General features: G+C 51.9%; 16 protein-coding genes. 10 read left to right on the plus strand and 6 right to left on the minus strand.

The genetic code is table 11. The features are described 5' to 3' along the window. Positions 1-27: 27 nt before the first annotated feature. The 3 genes from VFA_RS01760 to VFA_RS01770 form a co-directional block, all read right to left on the minus strand. Positions 28-1191, minus strand: coding sequence for a phosphoglycerate kinase (locus VFA_RS01760; RefSeq protein WP_004724245.1), 1164 nt, complete (start codon positions 1189-1191; stop codon positions 28-30). Positions 1192-1342: 151 nt separating this feature from the next. Beyond that, positions 1343-2368: an erythrose-4-phosphate dehydrogenase gene (epd, locus tag VFA_RS01765; protein WP_004724246.1), complete on the minus strand. Its 1026-nt coding sequence runs from the start codon at positions 2366-2368 to the stop codon at positions 1343-1345. A 203-nt stretch (positions 2369-2571) separates the two neighbouring features. Beyond that, complete coding sequence (locus VFA_RS01770) at positions 2572-4509, minus strand: TonB-dependent receptor domain-containing protein (RefSeq protein ID WP_004724247.1); 1938 nt, start codon at positions 4507-4509, stop codon at positions 2572-2574. A 144-nt stretch (positions 4510-4653) separates the two neighbouring features. On the opposite strand from VFA_RS01770, the gene VFA_RS01775 reads away from it, so the two are divergent. Then, positions 4654-5550: a LysR family transcriptional regulator gene (locus VFA_RS01775; protein ID WP_004724248.1), complete on the plus strand. Its 897-nt coding sequence runs from the start codon at positions 4654-4656 to the stop codon at positions 5548-5550. Positions 5551-5683: 133 nt separating this feature from the next. Here VFA_RS01775 and tkt read toward each other — a convergent pair whose 3' ends face one another. After that, positions 5684-7678 carry a transketolase gene (gene tkt / locus VFA_RS01780; RefSeq protein WP_004724249.1) on the minus strand — a complete coding sequence of 665 codons (1995 nt, stop codon included), beginning with the start codon at positions 7676-7678 and terminating at the stop codon, positions 5684-5686. A gap of 323 nt (positions 7679-8001) precedes the next feature. Here tkt and metK point away from each other — a divergent pair, with 323 nt between their 5' ends. The 8 genes from metK to ruvX all read left to right on the plus strand — a co-directional run bounded on the left by metK (position 8002) and on the right by ruvX (position 14542). Then, positions 8002-9156, plus strand: coding sequence for a methionine adenosyltransferase (metK, locus tag VFA_RS01785; protein ID WP_004724250.1), 1155 nt, complete (start codon positions 8002-8004; stop codon positions 9154-9156). A gap of 272 nt (positions 9157-9428) precedes the next feature. Next, on the plus strand, positions 9429-10226 hold the full coding sequence (locus VFA_RS01790; protein WP_004724251.1) for a DUF2189 domain-containing protein: 798 nt from the start codon (positions 9429-9431) through the stop codon (positions 10224-10226). A 77-nt stretch (positions 10227-10303) separates the two neighbouring features. Further along, the gene (locus tag VFA_RS01795) at positions 10304-10804 is read left to right on the plus strand and encodes a SprT family zinc-dependent metalloprotease (protein ID WP_004724252.1); all 501 of its coding nucleotides are present in this window, start codon (positions 10304-10306) and stop codon (positions 10802-10804) included. A 138-nt stretch (positions 10805-10942) separates the two neighbouring features. Further along, the gene (locus tag VFA_RS01800; RefSeq protein WP_004724253.1) at positions 10943-11644 is read left to right on the plus strand and encodes an endonuclease; all 702 of its coding nucleotides are present in this window, start codon (positions 10943-10945) and stop codon (positions 11642-11644) included. Between the two features lie 107 nt (positions 11645-11751). Further along, positions 11752-12483: a 16S rRNA (uracil(1498)-N(3))-methyltransferase gene (rsmE, locus tag VFA_RS01805; protein WP_004724254.1), complete on the plus strand. Its 732-nt coding sequence runs from the start codon at positions 11752-11754 to the stop codon at positions 12481-12483. Between the two features lie 12 nt (positions 12484-12495). Beyond that, positions 12496-13452 carry a glutathione synthase gene (gshB, locus tag VFA_RS01810; RefSeq protein ID WP_004724255.1) on the plus strand — a complete coding sequence of 319 codons (957 nt, stop codon included), beginning with the start codon at positions 12496-12498 and terminating at the stop codon, positions 13450-13452. A 38-nt stretch (positions 13453-13490) separates the two neighbouring features. Continuing rightward, positions 13491-14054 carry a YqgE/AlgH family protein gene (locus tag VFA_RS01815; RefSeq protein WP_004724256.1) on the plus strand — a complete coding sequence of 188 codons (564 nt, stop codon included), beginning with the start codon at positions 13491-13493 and terminating at the stop codon, positions 14052-14054. A 62-nt stretch (positions 14055-14116) separates the two neighbouring features. After that, complete coding sequence (gene ruvX / locus VFA_RS01820) at positions 14117-14542, plus strand: Holliday junction resolvase RuvX (RefSeq protein ID WP_004724257.1); 426 nt, start codon at positions 14117-14119, stop codon at positions 14540-14542. A gap of 96 nt (positions 14543-14638) precedes the next feature. Here ruvX and VFA_RS01825 read toward each other — a convergent pair whose 3' ends face one another. Next, positions 14639-15745 (minus strand): PilT/PilU family type 4a pilus ATPase, encoded by a 1107-nt coding sequence (locus tag VFA_RS01825; protein ID WP_004724258.1) that lies wholly within the window; start codon positions 15743-15745, stop codon positions 14639-14641. Positions 15746-15756: 11 nt separating this feature from the next. After that, positions 15757-16794: a type IV pilus twitching motility protein PilT gene (locus tag VFA_RS01830; protein ID WP_004724259.1), complete on the minus strand. Its 1038-nt coding sequence runs from the start codon at positions 16792-16794 to the stop codon at positions 15757-15759. Between the two features lie 25 nt (positions 16795-16819). Here VFA_RS01830 and VFA_RS01835 point away from each other — a divergent pair, with 25 nt between their 5' ends. Then, on the plus strand, positions 16820-17527 hold the full coding sequence (locus VFA_RS01835) for a YggS family pyridoxal phosphate-dependent enzyme (protein WP_004724260.1): 708 nt from the start codon (positions 16820-16822) through the stop codon (positions 17525-17527). The last annotated feature ends 21 nt before the right edge of the window (positions 17528-17548 follow it).

The following is a 17548-nucleotide window of genomic DNA, read 5'->3' on the forward strand; positions in this document are numbered from 1 at the left end:
GAGATATCCCCCGCCTTCGATGATTTATTACGCTTTAGCGCGTGCTTCTAGCATTTCAACCGCTGGAAGTACTTTACCTTCAACAAACTCAAGGAACGCACCGCCACCAGTAGAGATGTAAGACACGTCCGCTTTGATGCCGAACTTGTCGATCGCTGCCAATGTGTCACCACCACCAGCAACAGAGAAGCCTTCAGATGCTGCGATAGCTTCAGAGATACCTTTGGTACCTGCTTCGAAGTTCTTGAATTCGAAGACACCTACTGGGCCGTTCCACAGAATGGTTTTCGCGCCTTTCAGGATTTCAGCCAGTGCTGCAGTTGAGTTTGGACCCAAGTCGAAGATCATGTCGTCGTCTTGAACTTCAGACACATCTTTGATCACTGCTTCTGCGTTTTCGTCGAATGCTTTTGCACACGCAACGTCAGTTGCAACTGGAATCGCACACTCTTCCATCAGTTTTTTCGCTGTGTCAACAAGGTCTGCTTCGTACAGAGACTTGCCCACGTTGTGGCCAGCAGCCGCGATAAAGGTGTTTGCAATACCACCGCCAACAACCAGTTGGTCAGCGATTTTAGACAGTGACTCAAGCACAGTCAGTTTGGTTGACACTTTAGAACCGCCAACGATAGCAACCATTGGACGCGCTGGGTTGTCCATCGCTTTGCCCAGTGCTTCAAGTTCGTTTGCCAGTAGAGGACCTGCACAAGCGATTGGCGCGTGCATGCCGACACCGTGAGTCGATGCTTGCGCGCGGTGCGCAGTACCGAATGCATCCATAACGAATACGTCACACAGTGCAGCGTATTTTTTAGATAGCTCTTCTTCGTTTTTCTTTTCGCCTTTGTTGAAGCGAACGTTTTCAAGAACAACCAGTTCACCAGCGTTCAGTTCCAGACCGTTTAGGTAGTCTTTCGCCAGTTTCACTTCGCAATCAAGCGCGTCGTTCAAGTAGTTCACGACAGGCTGTAGAGAGAACTCTTCTGCGTATTCACCTTCAGTTGGGCGGCCTAGGTGTGAAGTCACCATAACTTTCGCGCCCGCTTCCAGACAGTACTTGATTGTAGGCAGTGATGCGATGATACGAGCATCAGAAGTCACTTTGCCGTCTTTTACTGGCACGTTAAGGTCTGCACGGATAAATACGCGTTTACCAGCCAGGTCCAGGTCAGTCATCTTGATTACAGACATGGTTTGTCCTCTCAAATATTCAAAGAAAATAAAAGTTTTCGTCAACTCGGCACTCCGGCCGAGCCTGTCAATTCTTAAACTGCTTAAGATATGGGGACTGGAATATTTATTTCAATGCAAAAAATAAATATTTTCCCCAAGCGGGTGGCGACTACTTTGCTGCCTGCATTGCCAACGCGGTATCAAGCATACGGTTCGCAAATCCCCACTCGTTATCGCACCAGACGAGCATTTTTACCAACTGCCCGTTACTCACTCGAGTCTGGCTTCCATCCACAATCGCGCTGTGCGGATCGTGATTAAAATCGATGGAAACGAGCGGCGCTTCAGTATAGTCAACAATGCCACTCAATGTACACTGAGATGCATTCACTATGGTTTGATTTACGTCATTAACTTTCACATTTGTATTGATCGTAACACTTAAATCCATCGCAGTGACGTTTACTGTTGGAACACGCACGGAAATGGCTTCAAATTTGTTTGAAAATTTCGGAAAGATTCTTTCAATCCCTTTATGCAACTTAGTGTCTACAGGGATGATCGATTGGCTGGCTGCACGTGTGCGACGTAAATCAGTGTGGTAGGCGTCGATCACTTGTTGGTCATTCATCGACGAATGAATGGTGGTGATGGTGCCTGAGTCGATGCCAAATGCCTCATCGAGCACTTTGATGATCGGCACGATGCAGTTGGTGGTGCACGACCCATTCGACACGATATGCTGATCGGCCGTGAGCGTGTCATGGTTCACGCCATAAATAATGGTGTTATCCAAATCAGCCGCCCCCGGATGCGAAAACAGCACTTTGCGCGCGCCGGCGTCCAGATGCTGCAGGCCATCGGCTTGAGAGCCAAATACGCCAGTGCAATCGAGCACGATGTCGACGTCCAGGTCACGCCATGGCAGCAGTGGGATCTCCGACAGATGCAGAATACGAATACGGTCTAAATCTCCATGCTCATGATGCACGTAAATGTGCTCCTGATCATGACTGATTTTCTTGCCAAATCGGCCGTGGGTGCTGTCGTATTGCAACAGGTGCGCCATCGCCTCTGGCTTGGCCAGCTCATTCACGGCCACCACTTTGATGTGCTGATTTTTGCCACTCTCGTAAACGGCCCGAAGAACATTCCGGCCAATGCGTCCGAATCCGTTGATCGCCACTTTTAACATGGGTTCATTTTTCCTTATGGTTTATCCTGACGATGGTAACGAGAAACGCCCCCTGATTCACGTAAAATTCCTAACTATTTCTCTCCTATCTCTCCTCGGTTACACCCCACGACAAGCAACGTGAGGCCAATAAAAAAGCCCTCACCAAACGGTCAGGGCTTCGAGTCAGCCGATAAGGCCAGCAACAGTGTTGTCGGTGCAGATTAGAACGCCACGTCCAGACCGACCCAGTAACGACGGCCATCTTCCACGTAGCCGTAGTCTTCGTACGTCACGTCTTCATCAAACAGGTTGTAGATCGCCGCTTTGACGCTGGTGTTGCTGGTCAGCGCGTAGGTGATCCCCGCATCCACGAAGGTGTAAGACGGTGCCGTCAGCGTATCACGCGTGCTCGCAGGCTCTGATTCTTTGCCATGGTAAGTCACTTTCGCCCAGCTGCTCATCAGCTCGGTGGTTTGCCAGTTTAACTGGGTCGTGAACAGGTGTTTTGGCAACTGTTCCAGTGGCATGCCCGCGTAATCGCCGGTCTTTTGTTTGGAATAGGTGTAGGTGTAGCTGCTCTTCCAATCCCAATCATCGCCCAGAGGCAGATCCAACGACGCTTCCACGCCGCGCGTTACCGCTTTGTCAACGTTGGTGTAGTAACGCGGCGCACTGCCCCATTGGTTATTACCTTCACTACAGATGCTGTCAGGACATGTCACCGCCGAGATCTTGTTTTTGAAATCGTTGTTGAACAGACCAAGCGATGCTTGCAGGCCTTGCTGACCGTTGTAGATCAGGTTGATTTCTTCACTCACGGATGTTTCTGGATCCAGATTCGAGTTCCCGTGAATATTACCGCCACGGCTGACAGAAACCCAGTCATCACTGGCTTGACGCAGATCCGGCGCTTTAAAACCAGTGGAAACGCCGCCTTTCAGGGTCCATGCGTCGTTGATACTCCATACGGAATAGACCCGCGGACTAAAGTGCGACCCGTAATCTTGGTTATAATCGTAACGACCGCCAAAGGTCAGCGCGACCGTCTCCAGCACGCGCCATTCATCTTCCATAAACAGCGCAAATTGCGAGTTATCCAACTCAGTCACGCTGCCGCCGGTGTTGCCCGTCAAATCTTCCAGTTCCGATTTTTCACCTTGAATACCGATGCTCAACGTGTTGTTGGCAAACGGGGTGACCAACACCGATTTCGCCAGCGTATTGGTCAGCGTCATTTCGCGCGATTCGTTGTCGCTTTGCTCATACTGAATGTAGCTATCAGAGCGTCCAATGCTGCCCCAGTTCCCTTTGTGGCTCAGTGCAAATGACGTGCGGTTGTATTCACCCAAGCTTTCATCATCACCGGTGGTCACTGATTTGCCCGGTGTGCCTTCGCGTTTTTGCTGGGTAATGTCTGCACTGAACGCAATCTCTTGATTGTCACTCAATTGATAAATCAGCTTTGAACCGATACTGCGCAGGGTTTTGTCTTCAAAGCCGTATTCGATGTTGTCTTCATCACGATGTTGATTCTGGCCATACACTTGCAGAGAAAGAGAGTCGGTCAGTGGACCTGACGCAAAGAAGTTCACATTCTGCTCGTCGCCAGACGCGCGATCTTCCTGAATCACCGTGCTTAATTGCACTTTGCCCGACCAGTGTTGACCCGCTTTCTTGGTGATGACGTTGATCACGCCGCCCATCGCTTCTGAACCGTACAGTGTCGACATAGGGCCGCGAATAATTTCAATCCGTTCAATCGCTTCCAGAGGTGGCAACCAAGCCGATTCAATGCCAGCACCATCGCTGTTTGGGCGAGTTTGGCGAGACGACAGGCGCTTACCGTCGACCAGAATCAAGGTGTATTTGGATCCCATACCGCGAATGCTGATGTCTTTGGTGTCGCCACCGCCCGTCACCACCACACCGGGAACGGTGCTCAACGCATCCGTCACATCGCGATAGTAGCGCGACGACAACTCTTCTTGCGTCAGCACCGTGACACTCGCCGTCGCATTCGTCACGACCTGCTCATACCCCGCCGCCGTGACGACGATTGTTTCGTCCGCTTTCACACGTTCTTCTGCATTCACCTGGGCAGAAACCATCAAGCCAAAAGCCACGGCCAACGCAACTTTAGATGGATTCACTCTGGACATGAACCACTCCTTTAAATGATAATAATTATTAATTTCAGGAAGGCATTATTCATAAATTGTTGACGTAGAAAAGGTTCACAAATGGAATAGTTGGGACCGTTTTTGGAACAAGGCGTCGAATTTTTATCCAAAGGTAAGTCATCCATGCAGGATCTCAGTGCGGTGCGTGCGTTTTATGCACTCTGCCAACATAAAAGCCTGACTGCGGCAGCAAAATCGCTGGAGCAACCCAAATCCACCCTCAGTCGCCGCTTGGCGCAACTCGAAGAGGATCTCGGTCAGGCGCTGGTCGCCCGACAAGGGAATCGCCTCACGCTCACCAAAGCGGGTGAGGTGTTTGCCGCCTATTCCGAACAACTGATCGAACTGGCCAATCGCAGCCAAGAAGCGCTCCACGAGCTCAATACTCAGGTCAACGGCGAGATGACGTTGGTGGTGCATCCCAACCTGACTCGAGGCTGGTTAAGCCGCGTGTTAGACAGCTTCATGCAAGCCCATCCGCAATTGAAAGTGCGCCTGCACAGCCAGTTTCAACACGGGGATGGATCGCTCGATCCGGATCTAATTATCTGGATTGGCGATATTGCGCCAGCGGGTTATCGCCGAGAACAGCTTGGTTTGTGGCGCTATGCGGCCTACGCGTCGCCCCAATATTTGAGTGACCATTCGCATCCGACGCATCCCAGTGAGCTAAGCGATCACCCTTGGATCGACTTGATTGCTTTTCGTCAGGACGCCTTAACGCTGCATCATGCCGAGCATGGGCATTACGTGCTGCCCGCGTTAGAAAGCCGCTTACAAAGTGACAATCTGGTGATGCAAATCGATGCCATCGCCAAGGGCCGCGGGATAGGCTTGCTACCCACCTGGGTGGCGAAAGGGTTTGAAAGAAGCCATCCCGGCAGCCTAGCGCCGTGTCTGGAAGAGTGGTCTTCCGACCCCACCAGCATTCACTGCTTCTATCCGATTGGCCGCCATCCATTGCGATTACGGCTGTTTATTGATGCGCTGCGCGCCGCCCGCCCAGACGAGTGGCAATAACCACGCGCGGCTCATGTCACCGAATAACCACTGTCACCGTGCGAAGACCGCCCTTCATCGCCAAATCAAAGGGTCACAAGATAAAAAAGCCCCGCTCAATGAGCGGGGCTTTTGGTGTGCGAAATGCTTGAGCTTATGCCAGCAGTTCTTTGGCGGTGTTCACGACGTTTTCAGTGGTGAAGCCGAACAGTTTGAACAGCTCGCCAGCTGGTGCAGATTCGCCGAAGGTGGTCATACCGATGATGCGGCCACCAAAGCCAACGTACTTGTACCAGAAGTCGGCAATGCCAGCTTCGATCGCGATACGAGCAGTCACATCTGCAGGCAGTACCGATTCACGGTACGCAGCGTCTTGTTTGTCGAATGCATCGGTCGATGGCATCGACACCACGCGCACTTGCTTGCCTTCGGCAGTCAGTTGCGCAGCAGCTTCCACCGCCAGCTCGACTTCAGAGCCAGTGGCAATCAGGATCAGCTCAGGTTTGCCAGCGCAATCTTTCAGGATGTAGCCACCTTTGGTGATGTTCGCCAGTTGCTCAGCATCACGAGGTTGCTGCGCAAGGTTTTGACGCGAGAAGATCAGCGCAGTTGGCGCGTCTTTACGTTCAATCGCCAGTTTCCACGCCACGGCTGATTCAACTTGGTCACATGGACGCCATGTGTTCATGTTTGGCGTCAGGCGCAGAGAAGCGATTTGTTCAACCGGTTGGTGCGTTGGGCCATCTTCACCCAGACCAATCGAGTCGTGCGTGTAGACTTGGATGTTCTGAATCTTCATCAGCGCAGCCATACGCATCGCGTTACGCGCGTATTCCATGAACATCAGGAAGGTGGCGCCGTAAGGCACGAAACCGCCGTGCAGTGCAATACCGTTCATGATGGCGGTCATACCAAATTCACGCACGCCGTAGTGGATGTAGTTGCCTGAGAAGTCGCTTGCTTCCAGCGATTTCGAGCCAGACCACATGGTCAGGTTAGAAGGTGCAAGGTCGGCAGAGCCACCCATGAATTCTGGCAGCAGTTTACCAAATGCTTCCAGTGCGTTTTGCGATGCTTTGCGTGATGCAATGTTTGCTGGGTTCGCTTGCAGTTCAGCAATGATCGCGCTGCTGGCTTCTTCCCAGTTAGCTGGCAGTTCACCGGCTACGCGGCGTTGGTATTCTGCAGCTTCTGCTGGGTAAGCAGCTGCGTAAGCAGCAAATTTCTCATCCCATGCTGATTCTTTGGCTGCGCCAGCTTCTTTGGCATCCCACTCTGCGTAGATGTCGGCAGGGATTTCAAAGGGTGCGTATTCCCAACCCAGGAATTCACGCGCGGCTTTGATTTCGTCAGCGCCCAGAGGAGCACCGTGACAATCGTGTGAGCCCGCTTTGTTTGGTGAGCCGAAACCGATGATGGTTTTGGTACAGATCAGCGTTGGACGCGGGTCTGCTTTTGCTGCTTCAATCGCTGCGTTGATGGCGTCTGAATCGTGACCGTCAACTGCAGGAATCACATGCCAGCCGTAGGCTTCAAAGCGTTTTGGTGTGTCGTCTGAGAACCAGCCTTCTACGTGACCGTCGATCGAGATGCCGTTGTCATCCCAGAATGCGATCAGTTTGCCAAGGCCCAGTGTGCCAGCCAGAGAACATGCTTCGTGTGAGATACCTTCCATCAGACAGCCGTCACCCATGAACACATAAGTGAAGTGATCAACGATGTCGTGGCCCGGTTTGTTGAATTGTGCTGCCAGTGCTTTTTCAGCAATCGCCATACCCACAGCATTGGTGATGCCTTGGCCCAGTGGACCTGTGGTGGTTTCAATGCCCGGTGCGTAACCGTATTCTGGGTGGCCTGGGGTTTTTGAGTGCAGTTGACGGAAGTTTTTCAGATCGTCAATCGACAGATCGTAACCGCTCAGGTGCAGCAATGAGTAAATCAGCATCGAGCCGTGGCCGTTCGACAGCACGAAACGGTCGCGGTCTGACCATTTTGGGTTTTGTGGGTTGTGGTTCAAGTGACTGCGCCAAAGTACTTCAGCGATGTCAGCCATACCCATTGGGGCACCCGGGTGGCCAGAGTTAGCTTTTTGTACACCGTCCATGCTCAGTGCACGGATTGCGTTAGCCAGTTGTTTGCGAGAAGACATGTCAGCTCCTAAAGCGATAAGCGAAGTAAAGGTATCCGAAAATTGAATGGCCAATATTGTCGCAAAGCCCTTTCGGCACTGCAAACCTTTTGCTGGCGATTTGTCCCATTTTTGCAATGTTTTGCAACAGATTGGGGGATAACGGCTGAAATAAACCATTCACCAGGCAAACGTTTGGCTATGAGATAGAATAAAAAAGAGCTTGTAATTTGAGCATTCAAAACTAGAATAGACGTCTAGATGTAGAAACGCCTACATATTGAACAATTTTGCAGAGTAGCGGCCTCCCCCGCTACTCTTTTGATTATAGAATTGGAGCTATCATGGCTAAGCACTTGTTTACTTCTGAATCGGTATCAGAAGGTCATCCAGATAAAATCGCAGACCAAATCTCTGATGCGGTTCTAGATGCCATTTTGGAACAAGATCCAAAAGCACGTGTTGCTTGTGAAACTTACGTTAAAACCGGCATGGTAATGGTCGGTGGTGAGATCACAACATCAGCGTGGGTGGATATCGAAGAGCTGACTCGTGAAACGGTACGCGAAATTGGTTACATCCATTCAGATATGGGTTTTGACGCCAACTCATGTGCCATCTTGAACACCATTGGTAAACAGTCTCCAGACATCAACCAAGGTGTTGATAAAACCGATCCGAAAGAGCAAGGTGCCGGTGACCAAGGCATCATGTTCGGCTACGCCTGTAACGAAACCGAAGTGCTGATGCCAGCACCGATCACTTACTCTCACCGTTTGGTTGAGCGTCAAGCGAAAGTCCGTAAAGACGGCACGCTGCCTTGGTTGCGTCCGGATGCAAAATCACAAGTCACCTTCCAATACAACGATGGCAAAATCGTGGGTATTGATGCGGTGGTTCTGTCGACTCAGCACAGCGATTCCATCTCGACTGCAGATCTGCGTGAAGCGGTCATGGAAGAGATCATCAAACCGGTTCTGCCAGCAGAATGGTTGAGCAAAGACACCAAATACTTCATCAACCCAACCGGTCGTTTCGTGATCGGCGGTCCAATGGGTGACTGTGGTCTGACAGGTCGTAAGATCATCGTGGATACCTACGGCGGCGCAGCACGTCACGGTGGCGGTGCGTTCTCAGGTAAAGATCCATCAAAAGTAGACCGTTCAGCGGCTTACGCAGCACGTTATGTTGCGAAAAACATCGTTGCAGCGGGCATGGCTGATCGTTGTGAGATTCAACTGTCTTACGCAATCGGTGTAGCGGATCCAACGTCTATCATGGTAGAAACTTTCGGCACTGAGAAAGTGTCTCACGACATCATCATTGCAGCGGTACGCCAGTTCTTCGACCTGCGTCCTTACGGTCTGCAGGAGATGCTGAGCCTGCTTCAACCTATCTACAAGAAGACAGCGGCATACGGCCACTTCGGTCGCGAAGAGTTCCCTTGGGAAGCGACCAATAAAGCGGCTGAACTGCGCGATTTCGCTGGCCTAAAATAAGCCACACGAATACTGAAAAAGCCCTTGTCACACGACAAGGGCTTTTTTATTGCCCGCAGTTCGATAACACTCCGCAATGTGTACAAAATTTGTGCAATCCATTTGTATTTTTGAGACTCGTCATCAATAGTTAATAAAGTGTTAATGAGGCTATCTGCAATGACGCCTCATTGACGAAAGCAACACCACACCGCGTTGCGGCGCAGCAGGTCAGTTGTCGCGAGCATCGCATGCTGAACACTTTTCTCTGCCACCTCGATCAAGGAGGATGTATGCCTCGGACGGTTAACCCTTCTGACTTCGACCAGAAAAACAAAGAAGTCAGCCCACAGGAGTACGCCCGCACGCTGCCGTGCAACACGATCAGTGTGTCGACTCCATTTCACTGGCTTGCGCTTGGACTCCATGACTTCATTCGCATGCCGCTCATCAGTGCCTTTTACGGGATATGCTTCATGGCCGCCGCAATTGGCATTGTGCTGCTGGTGCAATGGCAAGGCACCCATCTGGTGATCCTGCCAAGCCTGGTGGTCTATATGCTGATTGGTCCCTTCTTGTCGCTCGGTTTGTACGCCGCCAGTTGGGAACGCGAAAAAGGCCACACCGCCGGTTTGCTGCACTCCATCAAAGCGATTACACGCAACTCCACCTCACAATGGGCCTTTGCAGTGATGTTGGCCGTTGCCATGATTTTCTGGATGCGCATTGCCGCGCTGCTGCACGCACTCTATCCGTCGGTGCAAGGCGCACCACTGACCGACTTTCTGCCATTTTTAGTCATCGGCTCGTTGGTCGGTTTTGTCATCGCCTGCATTATTTTCAGCATCTCAGCCTTTTCGATTCCACTGATGATGGAACGCCGCGTCGATGTCATGACCGCCGTATTTACCAGCTTTAACGCGGTGAAATCGAACATTCCAGCCATGATCGTCTGGGCGGGCATCATCTGCGGTGGCATCCTGATTAGCTTTGCCACCTACGGCATTGGCATGTTGTTTACCATGCCGATTCTGGGCTACAGCACGTGGCACGCGTATCACGCCATTATTAAAAAGAAACACAACACTTAAGGTCTCCAACCTGACATTGCAATTGGTGTTATGATTGCCTCAACCCTGTGTTGAGGCTTTTTTTTTGGAGAGTTTTCTTGGTCGATTTTGAACTGCAATATCGCGCCAAAGCGCAAATTCAACGGTGTATCGACATCGCATCCCGTCACTTTGGCCGGAAGTTTTCTATGCCCGAACTCAGTTTTCGTCTGCGCGGCAAAGTCGCAGGAAAAGCCTATCTGCAGTTGTGGGAAATTCGCCTCAACCCCGTGCTGTTTACCGAAAACCGCCAAGCATTTCTCGATGAAGTGATTCCTCACGAAATCGCTCATTTGATCACGCATGCCGTTTATGGCCGAGTCAGACCGCATGGCGCAGAATGGCAACACGTGATGACGCAGGTCTTCGCCATTGCCGCCAACACCACACACCGCTTTTCGGTGGCCTCAGTTCAAGGAAAAACGTTCGAGTATCTGTGCGCCTGCAATCGTTACCCGCTGTCCATTCGTCGCCACAACAAAGTGCAGCGTCACCAAGCGGTGTATCGCTGTCAGCAATGCCATCAAACCCTGACGTTTACCGGCCAACAGCTGTCGTAATCGGCGACCTGCGCCTCGTACGGCGGCAGGAATCGTAACCCTTCGAACCAAACACGCCAGCTTCTTGCTACCGCATGCTAGATTTCAAATTTTTGAGTGATAGACTGAGAAAAATCATACTAAAAACAGTCTTTACTTATGTTTCGTTTTCGCTTGTTACTCACTGGCAGCCTGTTATTGGCCGCCTCTTTTGCGTGGGCGTCCGCGCCCGCTTCGTTTTCACAGGCCAAAAGAGAGGCCGTGAAGATTTATCAGGATCATCCGGTCACCTTTTATTGTGGCTGTGATATTCAATGGCAGGGCAAAAAAGGCACGCCCGATTTGAAAGGTTGCGGCTACCAAGTCCGCAAGCAGGAAAAACGTGCCAGCCGAATTGAATGGGAGCACGTGGTGCCTGCATGGCAATTTGGTCATCAGCTCCAATGTTGGCAGCAAGGTGGACGCAAACAATGCAGCCGCCACGATACGGCGTTCAAACGCATGGAAGCGGATCTGCACAATCTGACGCCCGCCATTGGCGAGGTCAATGGCGATCGCTCCAACCTCAATTTCAGTCAGTGGCATGGCATTGATGGCGCCACTTATGGCCAGTGTGAAATTCAGGTCAACTTCCAACAGCGCAAAGTGATGCCGCCCGAACGCGCCCGCGGCGCCATTGCACGGACGTATCTCTACATGAGTCAGGAGTACGGGTTTCGCCTCTCCAAATCACAAACGCAATTGATGCAGGTGTGGAATCGCCAATATCCGGTCGATTCATGGGAGTGCGAGCGCGATCAGCGCATCTTCAAAGTTCAGGGCAACCACAACCCATTTGTGCGCCAACAGTGCAGTAGCTAATACAATCTCTAGGCAATCTCTGGGCAATCCTGTCATTGCCCTTGTTTTTTTCACTTTGAGCATCCATGTTAGATGCCAGTAACCAGCGTAATTTCAGGAAAAACAGCATGCGAGTTCCCCGTATCTACCACCCGCACCCGATCACTCACCTTGGCCCCTTAGCCTTAAGCGACGACGCCGCAGGCCACATCGCCCGCGTGTTACGTATGCAAGAAGGTCAGGAAGTCTTGGTGTTTGACGGCAGCGGCGCCGAATTTCCGGCCATCATTCATGAAGCGGGGAAAAAACAGGTCGTGGTCGACTTAGCCGAGCGCATCGACACCAATCTTGAATCACCATTGAACCTGCACTTAGGCCAAGTGATTTCACGTGGCGACAAAATGGAATTCACCATTCAGAAGTCCGTTGAACTGGGGGTCAATACCATCACACCGCTGTTGTCTGAACGTTGCGGCGTGAAACTCGATGCCAAACGTTTCGAGAAGAAATTGCAACAATGGCAGAAAATCGCCATCAGTGCGTGCGAGCAATGCGGCCGGAACGTGGTGCCTGATATTCGCCCGATTATGACGCTGGAAGCATGGTGCGCCGAGCAAACCGACGCGCTCAAACTCAACCTGCATCCACGCGCAAAATATTCCATCAATACCCTTCCAGAGCCAGTGACCAAAGTGCGCTTGCTTATCGGTCCGGAAGGTGGTCTGTCGGCAGAAGAGATCGACATGACTCAACAATACCATTTTGAAGAGACGCTGCTGGGCCCTCGCGTGCTACGCACCGAAACCGCAGCGCTCACCGCAATTACAGCCCTGCAAGTTCGTTTCGGCGATCTTGGCTAACGGAGATGAGCAATGATTAAACTCGGTATCGTTATGGACCCGATTTCGTCCATTAACATCAAGAAAGATTCCAGCTTCGCCATGATGCTCGAAGCGCAACGTCGCGGCTACGAAATTCATTACATGGAAATGAATGATCTACACTTAGATCAAGGCGTCGCCATGGCGGACACCAAAGTCGTCGAGCTAAAAGAAGATCCAAATGGCTGGTACGAATTCAAATCAGAACAGACCATTGTCTTGTCTGAACTGGATGCCGTCTTGATGCGTAAAGATCCACCATTTGATACCGAATACATCTACGCGACGTATATTCTAGAGCGAGCGGAAGATGACGGCGCGCTGATCGTCAACAAACCGCAGAGCCTGCGTGACTGCAACGAAAAACTGTTCACCGCATGGTTCCCGGAATTGACGCCAACCACCATCGTGACGCGTAAAGCCGAGAAAATTAAAGCCTTTCGCGAACAACATGGGGATGTAATTTTGAAACCGCTGGACGGCATGGGCGGCGCTTCCATTTTCCGCGTCAAACAAGGCGATCCAAACGTGTCGGTGATCATCGAAACCCTGACGAACCACGGCCAGAATTACTGCATGGCGCAAACGTTCGTCCCCGACATCAGCAACGGTGATAAACGCATTCTGGTGGTAGATGGTGAACCGATGCCTTACTGCTTGGCGCGCATTCCAGCACAAGGGGAAACCCGTGGTAACCTCGCCGCCGGTGGACGCGGTGAAGCACGTCCATTGAGCGATACGGATCGCCAAATTGCAGAAACCGTGGCACCGATCCTGAAAGAGAAAGGCTTGATCTTTGTTGGCCTCGACGTAATTGGCGATAAACTGACTGAGATTAACGTCACCAGCCCAACCTGTATTCGTGAAATTGAGGCGGCGTTTGACATCTCCATCACGGGCAAACTCATGGACGCGATCGAGCGTCGCGTGAAAGCCTTGTCACTGTAGGAGCATGGGCTCCTGAACGCTAGAAGGTTGGAGACAAGATGAATCTGACGAACTATTTTCTCGTAGCGATGCCCAGCATGAAGGATCCGTACTTCAAGCACAGTGTCATCTACATCTGCGAGCATAACGAAGAAGGCGCGATGGGGCTGATGATCAACGCGCCGATCGACATAACGGTCGGCGGCATGTTGCAGCAAGTGGAAGTGGAACCGGCGTATCCGCAATCACACGAAGAGAGCCTGAAACGTCCGGTATTCAATGGCGGCCCGGTGTCGGAAGATCGCGGATTTATTCTGCATCGTCCCAAAGATCATTACGAATCTAGCATTCGAATGACCGACGACATTGCCGTCACCACATCCAAAGACATTTTGACCGTGCTCGGTACCGAAGCAGAACCCAGCGGCTACATCGTCGCCCTTGGCTACTCTGGCTGGTCGCCGGGTCAGTTGGAAGATGAACTGGCGGAGAACTCCTGGCTGACGATTGAAGCTGATCCGGAGCTGATCTTTAACACCCCAATCCACGAAAAATGGAACAAGGCGATTCAAAAGCTCGGCATCAATCCGCACCAGCTATCGACCCAATCTGGCCACGCTTAATCACAGCAGCGCTTCTCGAAGCGCTGTTTATTTTTTACCGTAAGACCCACGAGAAACACCCTATGTCACGTACCATTATGGCGTTTGATTTTGGCACCAAAAGTATCGGCAGCGCGATCGGCCAAGAGATCACGGGCACCGCGTCACCGCTGAAAGCCTTCAAAGCCAACGACGGCATTCCGAATTGGGATGAGATTGAAAAGCAGATCAAAGAGTGGCAACCGGATCTGTTGGTGATTGGTTTGCCGACCGATCTGCACGGCAAAGCGCTGGAGAGCATCACGCCGCGGGCGAAGAAGTTTGCCCAGCGCCTGCATGGCCGTTTCGGTTTACCGGTTGAACTGCACGATGAACGCCTCTCGACCACGGAAGCGCGCTCGGAGCTGTTCTCGATGGGCGGTTACAAAGCGCTGAGCAAAGGCAATGTCGATTGCCAGTCAGCGGTCATCATTCTGGAAAGCTGGTTTGAGCGCTTGTGGAACGAGTAACCCTGTTCCTCTGGCTACGTCCTCTGCAAATACCGTCCTCAACGAACCCCCCCCTCAACAAACACAAAGAAAAACAGCCACTGTCGTGGCTGTTTTTTATTCCATGTCGATTTGCACATGATCCAGCGACCCGCTGCTGGTCACATCGCCCCGCTGCGTCTTGAGCATCAAGCGCAGATCATTGGCCGAATCCGCACTGTGCAGCGCATCTTGCTCGCTGATCTTGTGCTCAACCACCAACTGATACAGCGCCTGATCAAACGTCTGCATGCCGACCTCTTTTGATTTCGCCATGGTGTTTTTCAACTCATGCAGCTCGCCGCGACGAATGATGTCCGACACCCGCGGGCTGTTGAGCAGCACTTCAAACACCCCGTGACGCCCTTGGCCGTTTTTGTCGCGGATCAGTTGCTGACCGACGACCCCTTTGAGGTTCATCGACAAATCAAACAGAAATTGCTCACGCTGCTCTTTCGGCACCAGATGTAAAATCCGCTCAAGCGCTTGGTTGGCGTTGTTGGCGTGCAAAGTGGCCATGCACAAATGCCCCGTTTCGGCAAACGTCATTGCGTATTCCATGGTTTCCCGACTGCGGATCTCGCCGATCAAAATCATGTCCGGTGCCTGACGCAGCGAATTCTTCAGCGCCACTTCATAACTTTCCGTGTCCAACCCCACTTCACGCTGCGTCACGATGCAGCGCTGATGTTCATGGACAAATTCAATCGGATCTTCAACGGTGAGAATATGCCCGGTGCGATGCATATTGCGATACCCGGTCATGGCGGCCATGGTGGTCGATTTCCCCGATCCAGTCGCCCCCACCACCAACACCAAACCGCGTTTGGCAATCGAGAGATCTTTCAACACGGGTGGCAGTTTGAGTTCATCAAACGTGGGAATTTGCGTTTCAATGCGGCGGATCACCGCGCCGGGCAGCTCGCGCTGAAAAAAAGCGCTGACGCGAAATCGCCCTAAATCACGCACAATGGCAAAGTTGGCTTCACGCGTCGCCAAGTAGTCGGCATGGCGCGTGTCATCCATCATCGCGGCCAACAGCGTCCTGACCTGCGCTTCATTCAGCGCGTCGCCGTGGGCGCGCAGTTCACCATCAACCCGATACAACACGGGCGCGCCCACAGTGATATACAGATCCGACGCTTTATGCGTCATCATGCCTTGCAGGCACTCCTCAAGTTGCATCTTGTTCTCTCTTAAAATGCGGACATTTCCAGTTCAATTTTCTTCTGCACTTCCGCCGGATCCACCAGCCCTTGTGCGATCAACTGCTTGGCGTTCTGTTCCATGGTTTGCATGCCATGCGCCGCGCCCGTCTGAATGATCGAATACATCTGCGCGACTTTGTCTTCGCGGATCAAGTTACGAATCGCCGGCGTCGCCAACATGATTTCATGACACGCCACTCGCCCGCCGCCGAGACGTTTGAGCAGTTTCTGCGCAATCACGGCGCGCAGCGACTCTGACAGCATCGAACGCACCATGTCTTTATCACTGCCCGGAAACACGTCAATGATGCGGTCAATGGTTTTCGCCGCCGAACTGGTGTGCAGCGTCCCAAACACCAAATGGCCGGTTTCCGCCGCCGTCAGCGCTAAGCTGATGGTCTCTTGATCGCGCAGCTCACCGACCAGAATCACATCCGGATCTTCACGCAGCGCACTGCGCAGCGCATTTTTAAAACTGTGCGTGTCGCGGTGCACTTCACGTTGGTTGATCAAACATTTGTTGTTGCTGTGCACAAACTCAATCGGATCTTCGATGGTCAGCACATGCTTGTTGTGGGTGGCGTTAATGTAATCAACCATCGCGGCCAATGTAGTCGATTTACCCGAGCCCGTAGGCCCCGTCACCAATACCAGTCCTTTCTCGTAATTGGCGATTTTGTTGAAGATGTCCGGCGCATGCAGTTGCTCTAGCGTTGGAATCGTCGTTGGAATGGTCCGAAAAACCGCGGATGCGCCGCGCGATTGATGGAAAGCGTTGACACGAAAACGACCGATATCCGGTAATTCAAAGGAAAAGTCCACTTCCAGCTTTTCTTCGTACTCACTGCGCTGGGCATCATTCATGATTTCAAAAATTAATCGATGCACGTCAGCGTGTGTAAACGCAGGCACACCAAGCTTTCTCACCTCGCCATCGATGCGCACCATCGGAGGAACGCCCGCAGAAAGATGTAGATCTGACGCATTATGCTTTACACTAAATTCCAGTAACTCAGAGATATCCATCTATTTTCCTTACTAAAGTCTGGCTATGAGTAGTATTCAACAAAATCTTGAACATATCACTTCACAGATCGAAAACGCACAGCAAAAGTGTGGCCGTTCTCGAAGCTCTGTGCAACTTCTGGCGGTCAGTAAAACCAAACCCGTCGAGGCAATTCTCGAAGCAGCAGAGGCCGGTCAGCGTGCCTTTGGTGAAAACTACGTGCAGGAAGGCTGCGATAAAGTGCAGTTTTTTGCCGAGCATCACCCAGAACTGAACCTTGAATGGCACTTCATCGGCCCATTGCAATCCAACAAAACAAGGCTGATCGCCGAGCATTTCGACTGGATGCACACCATTGACCGCGCCAAGATTGCGCAGCGGCTGAGTGAGCAGCGCCCCGCCCATTTGCCGCCATTGCAGGTGCTGATTCAAGTGAACACCAGTGGTGAAGCCTCGAAATCTGGGGTCAGCGAGAATGATTTATTTACACTTGCGGAATTGATTTCCAGCCTGCCAAACCTCACTTTAAGAGGATTGATGTCCATTCCGGAAAACGTGCCGGATTACGCATCGCAGCTGGCGGCATTTCGTCAACTGGCGGCATTGAAAGACCAGTTGGCCGAGAAATATGACGGCATCGATACGCTGTCGATGGGGATGAGTGGCGACATGGCGGCGGCGATTGAAGCTGGCAGCACCATTGTGCGCATTGGCACCGCGATTTTCGGCCAGCGCGATTACCCCCGCGCGTAACGCGGCATCCACCCTAATTTT

This window comes from Vibrio furnissii CIP 102972 (assembly GCF_000176175.1).
Classification (GTDB): Bacteria; Pseudomonadota; Gammaproteobacteria; order Enterobacterales; family Vibrionaceae; genus Vibrio; species Vibrio furnissii.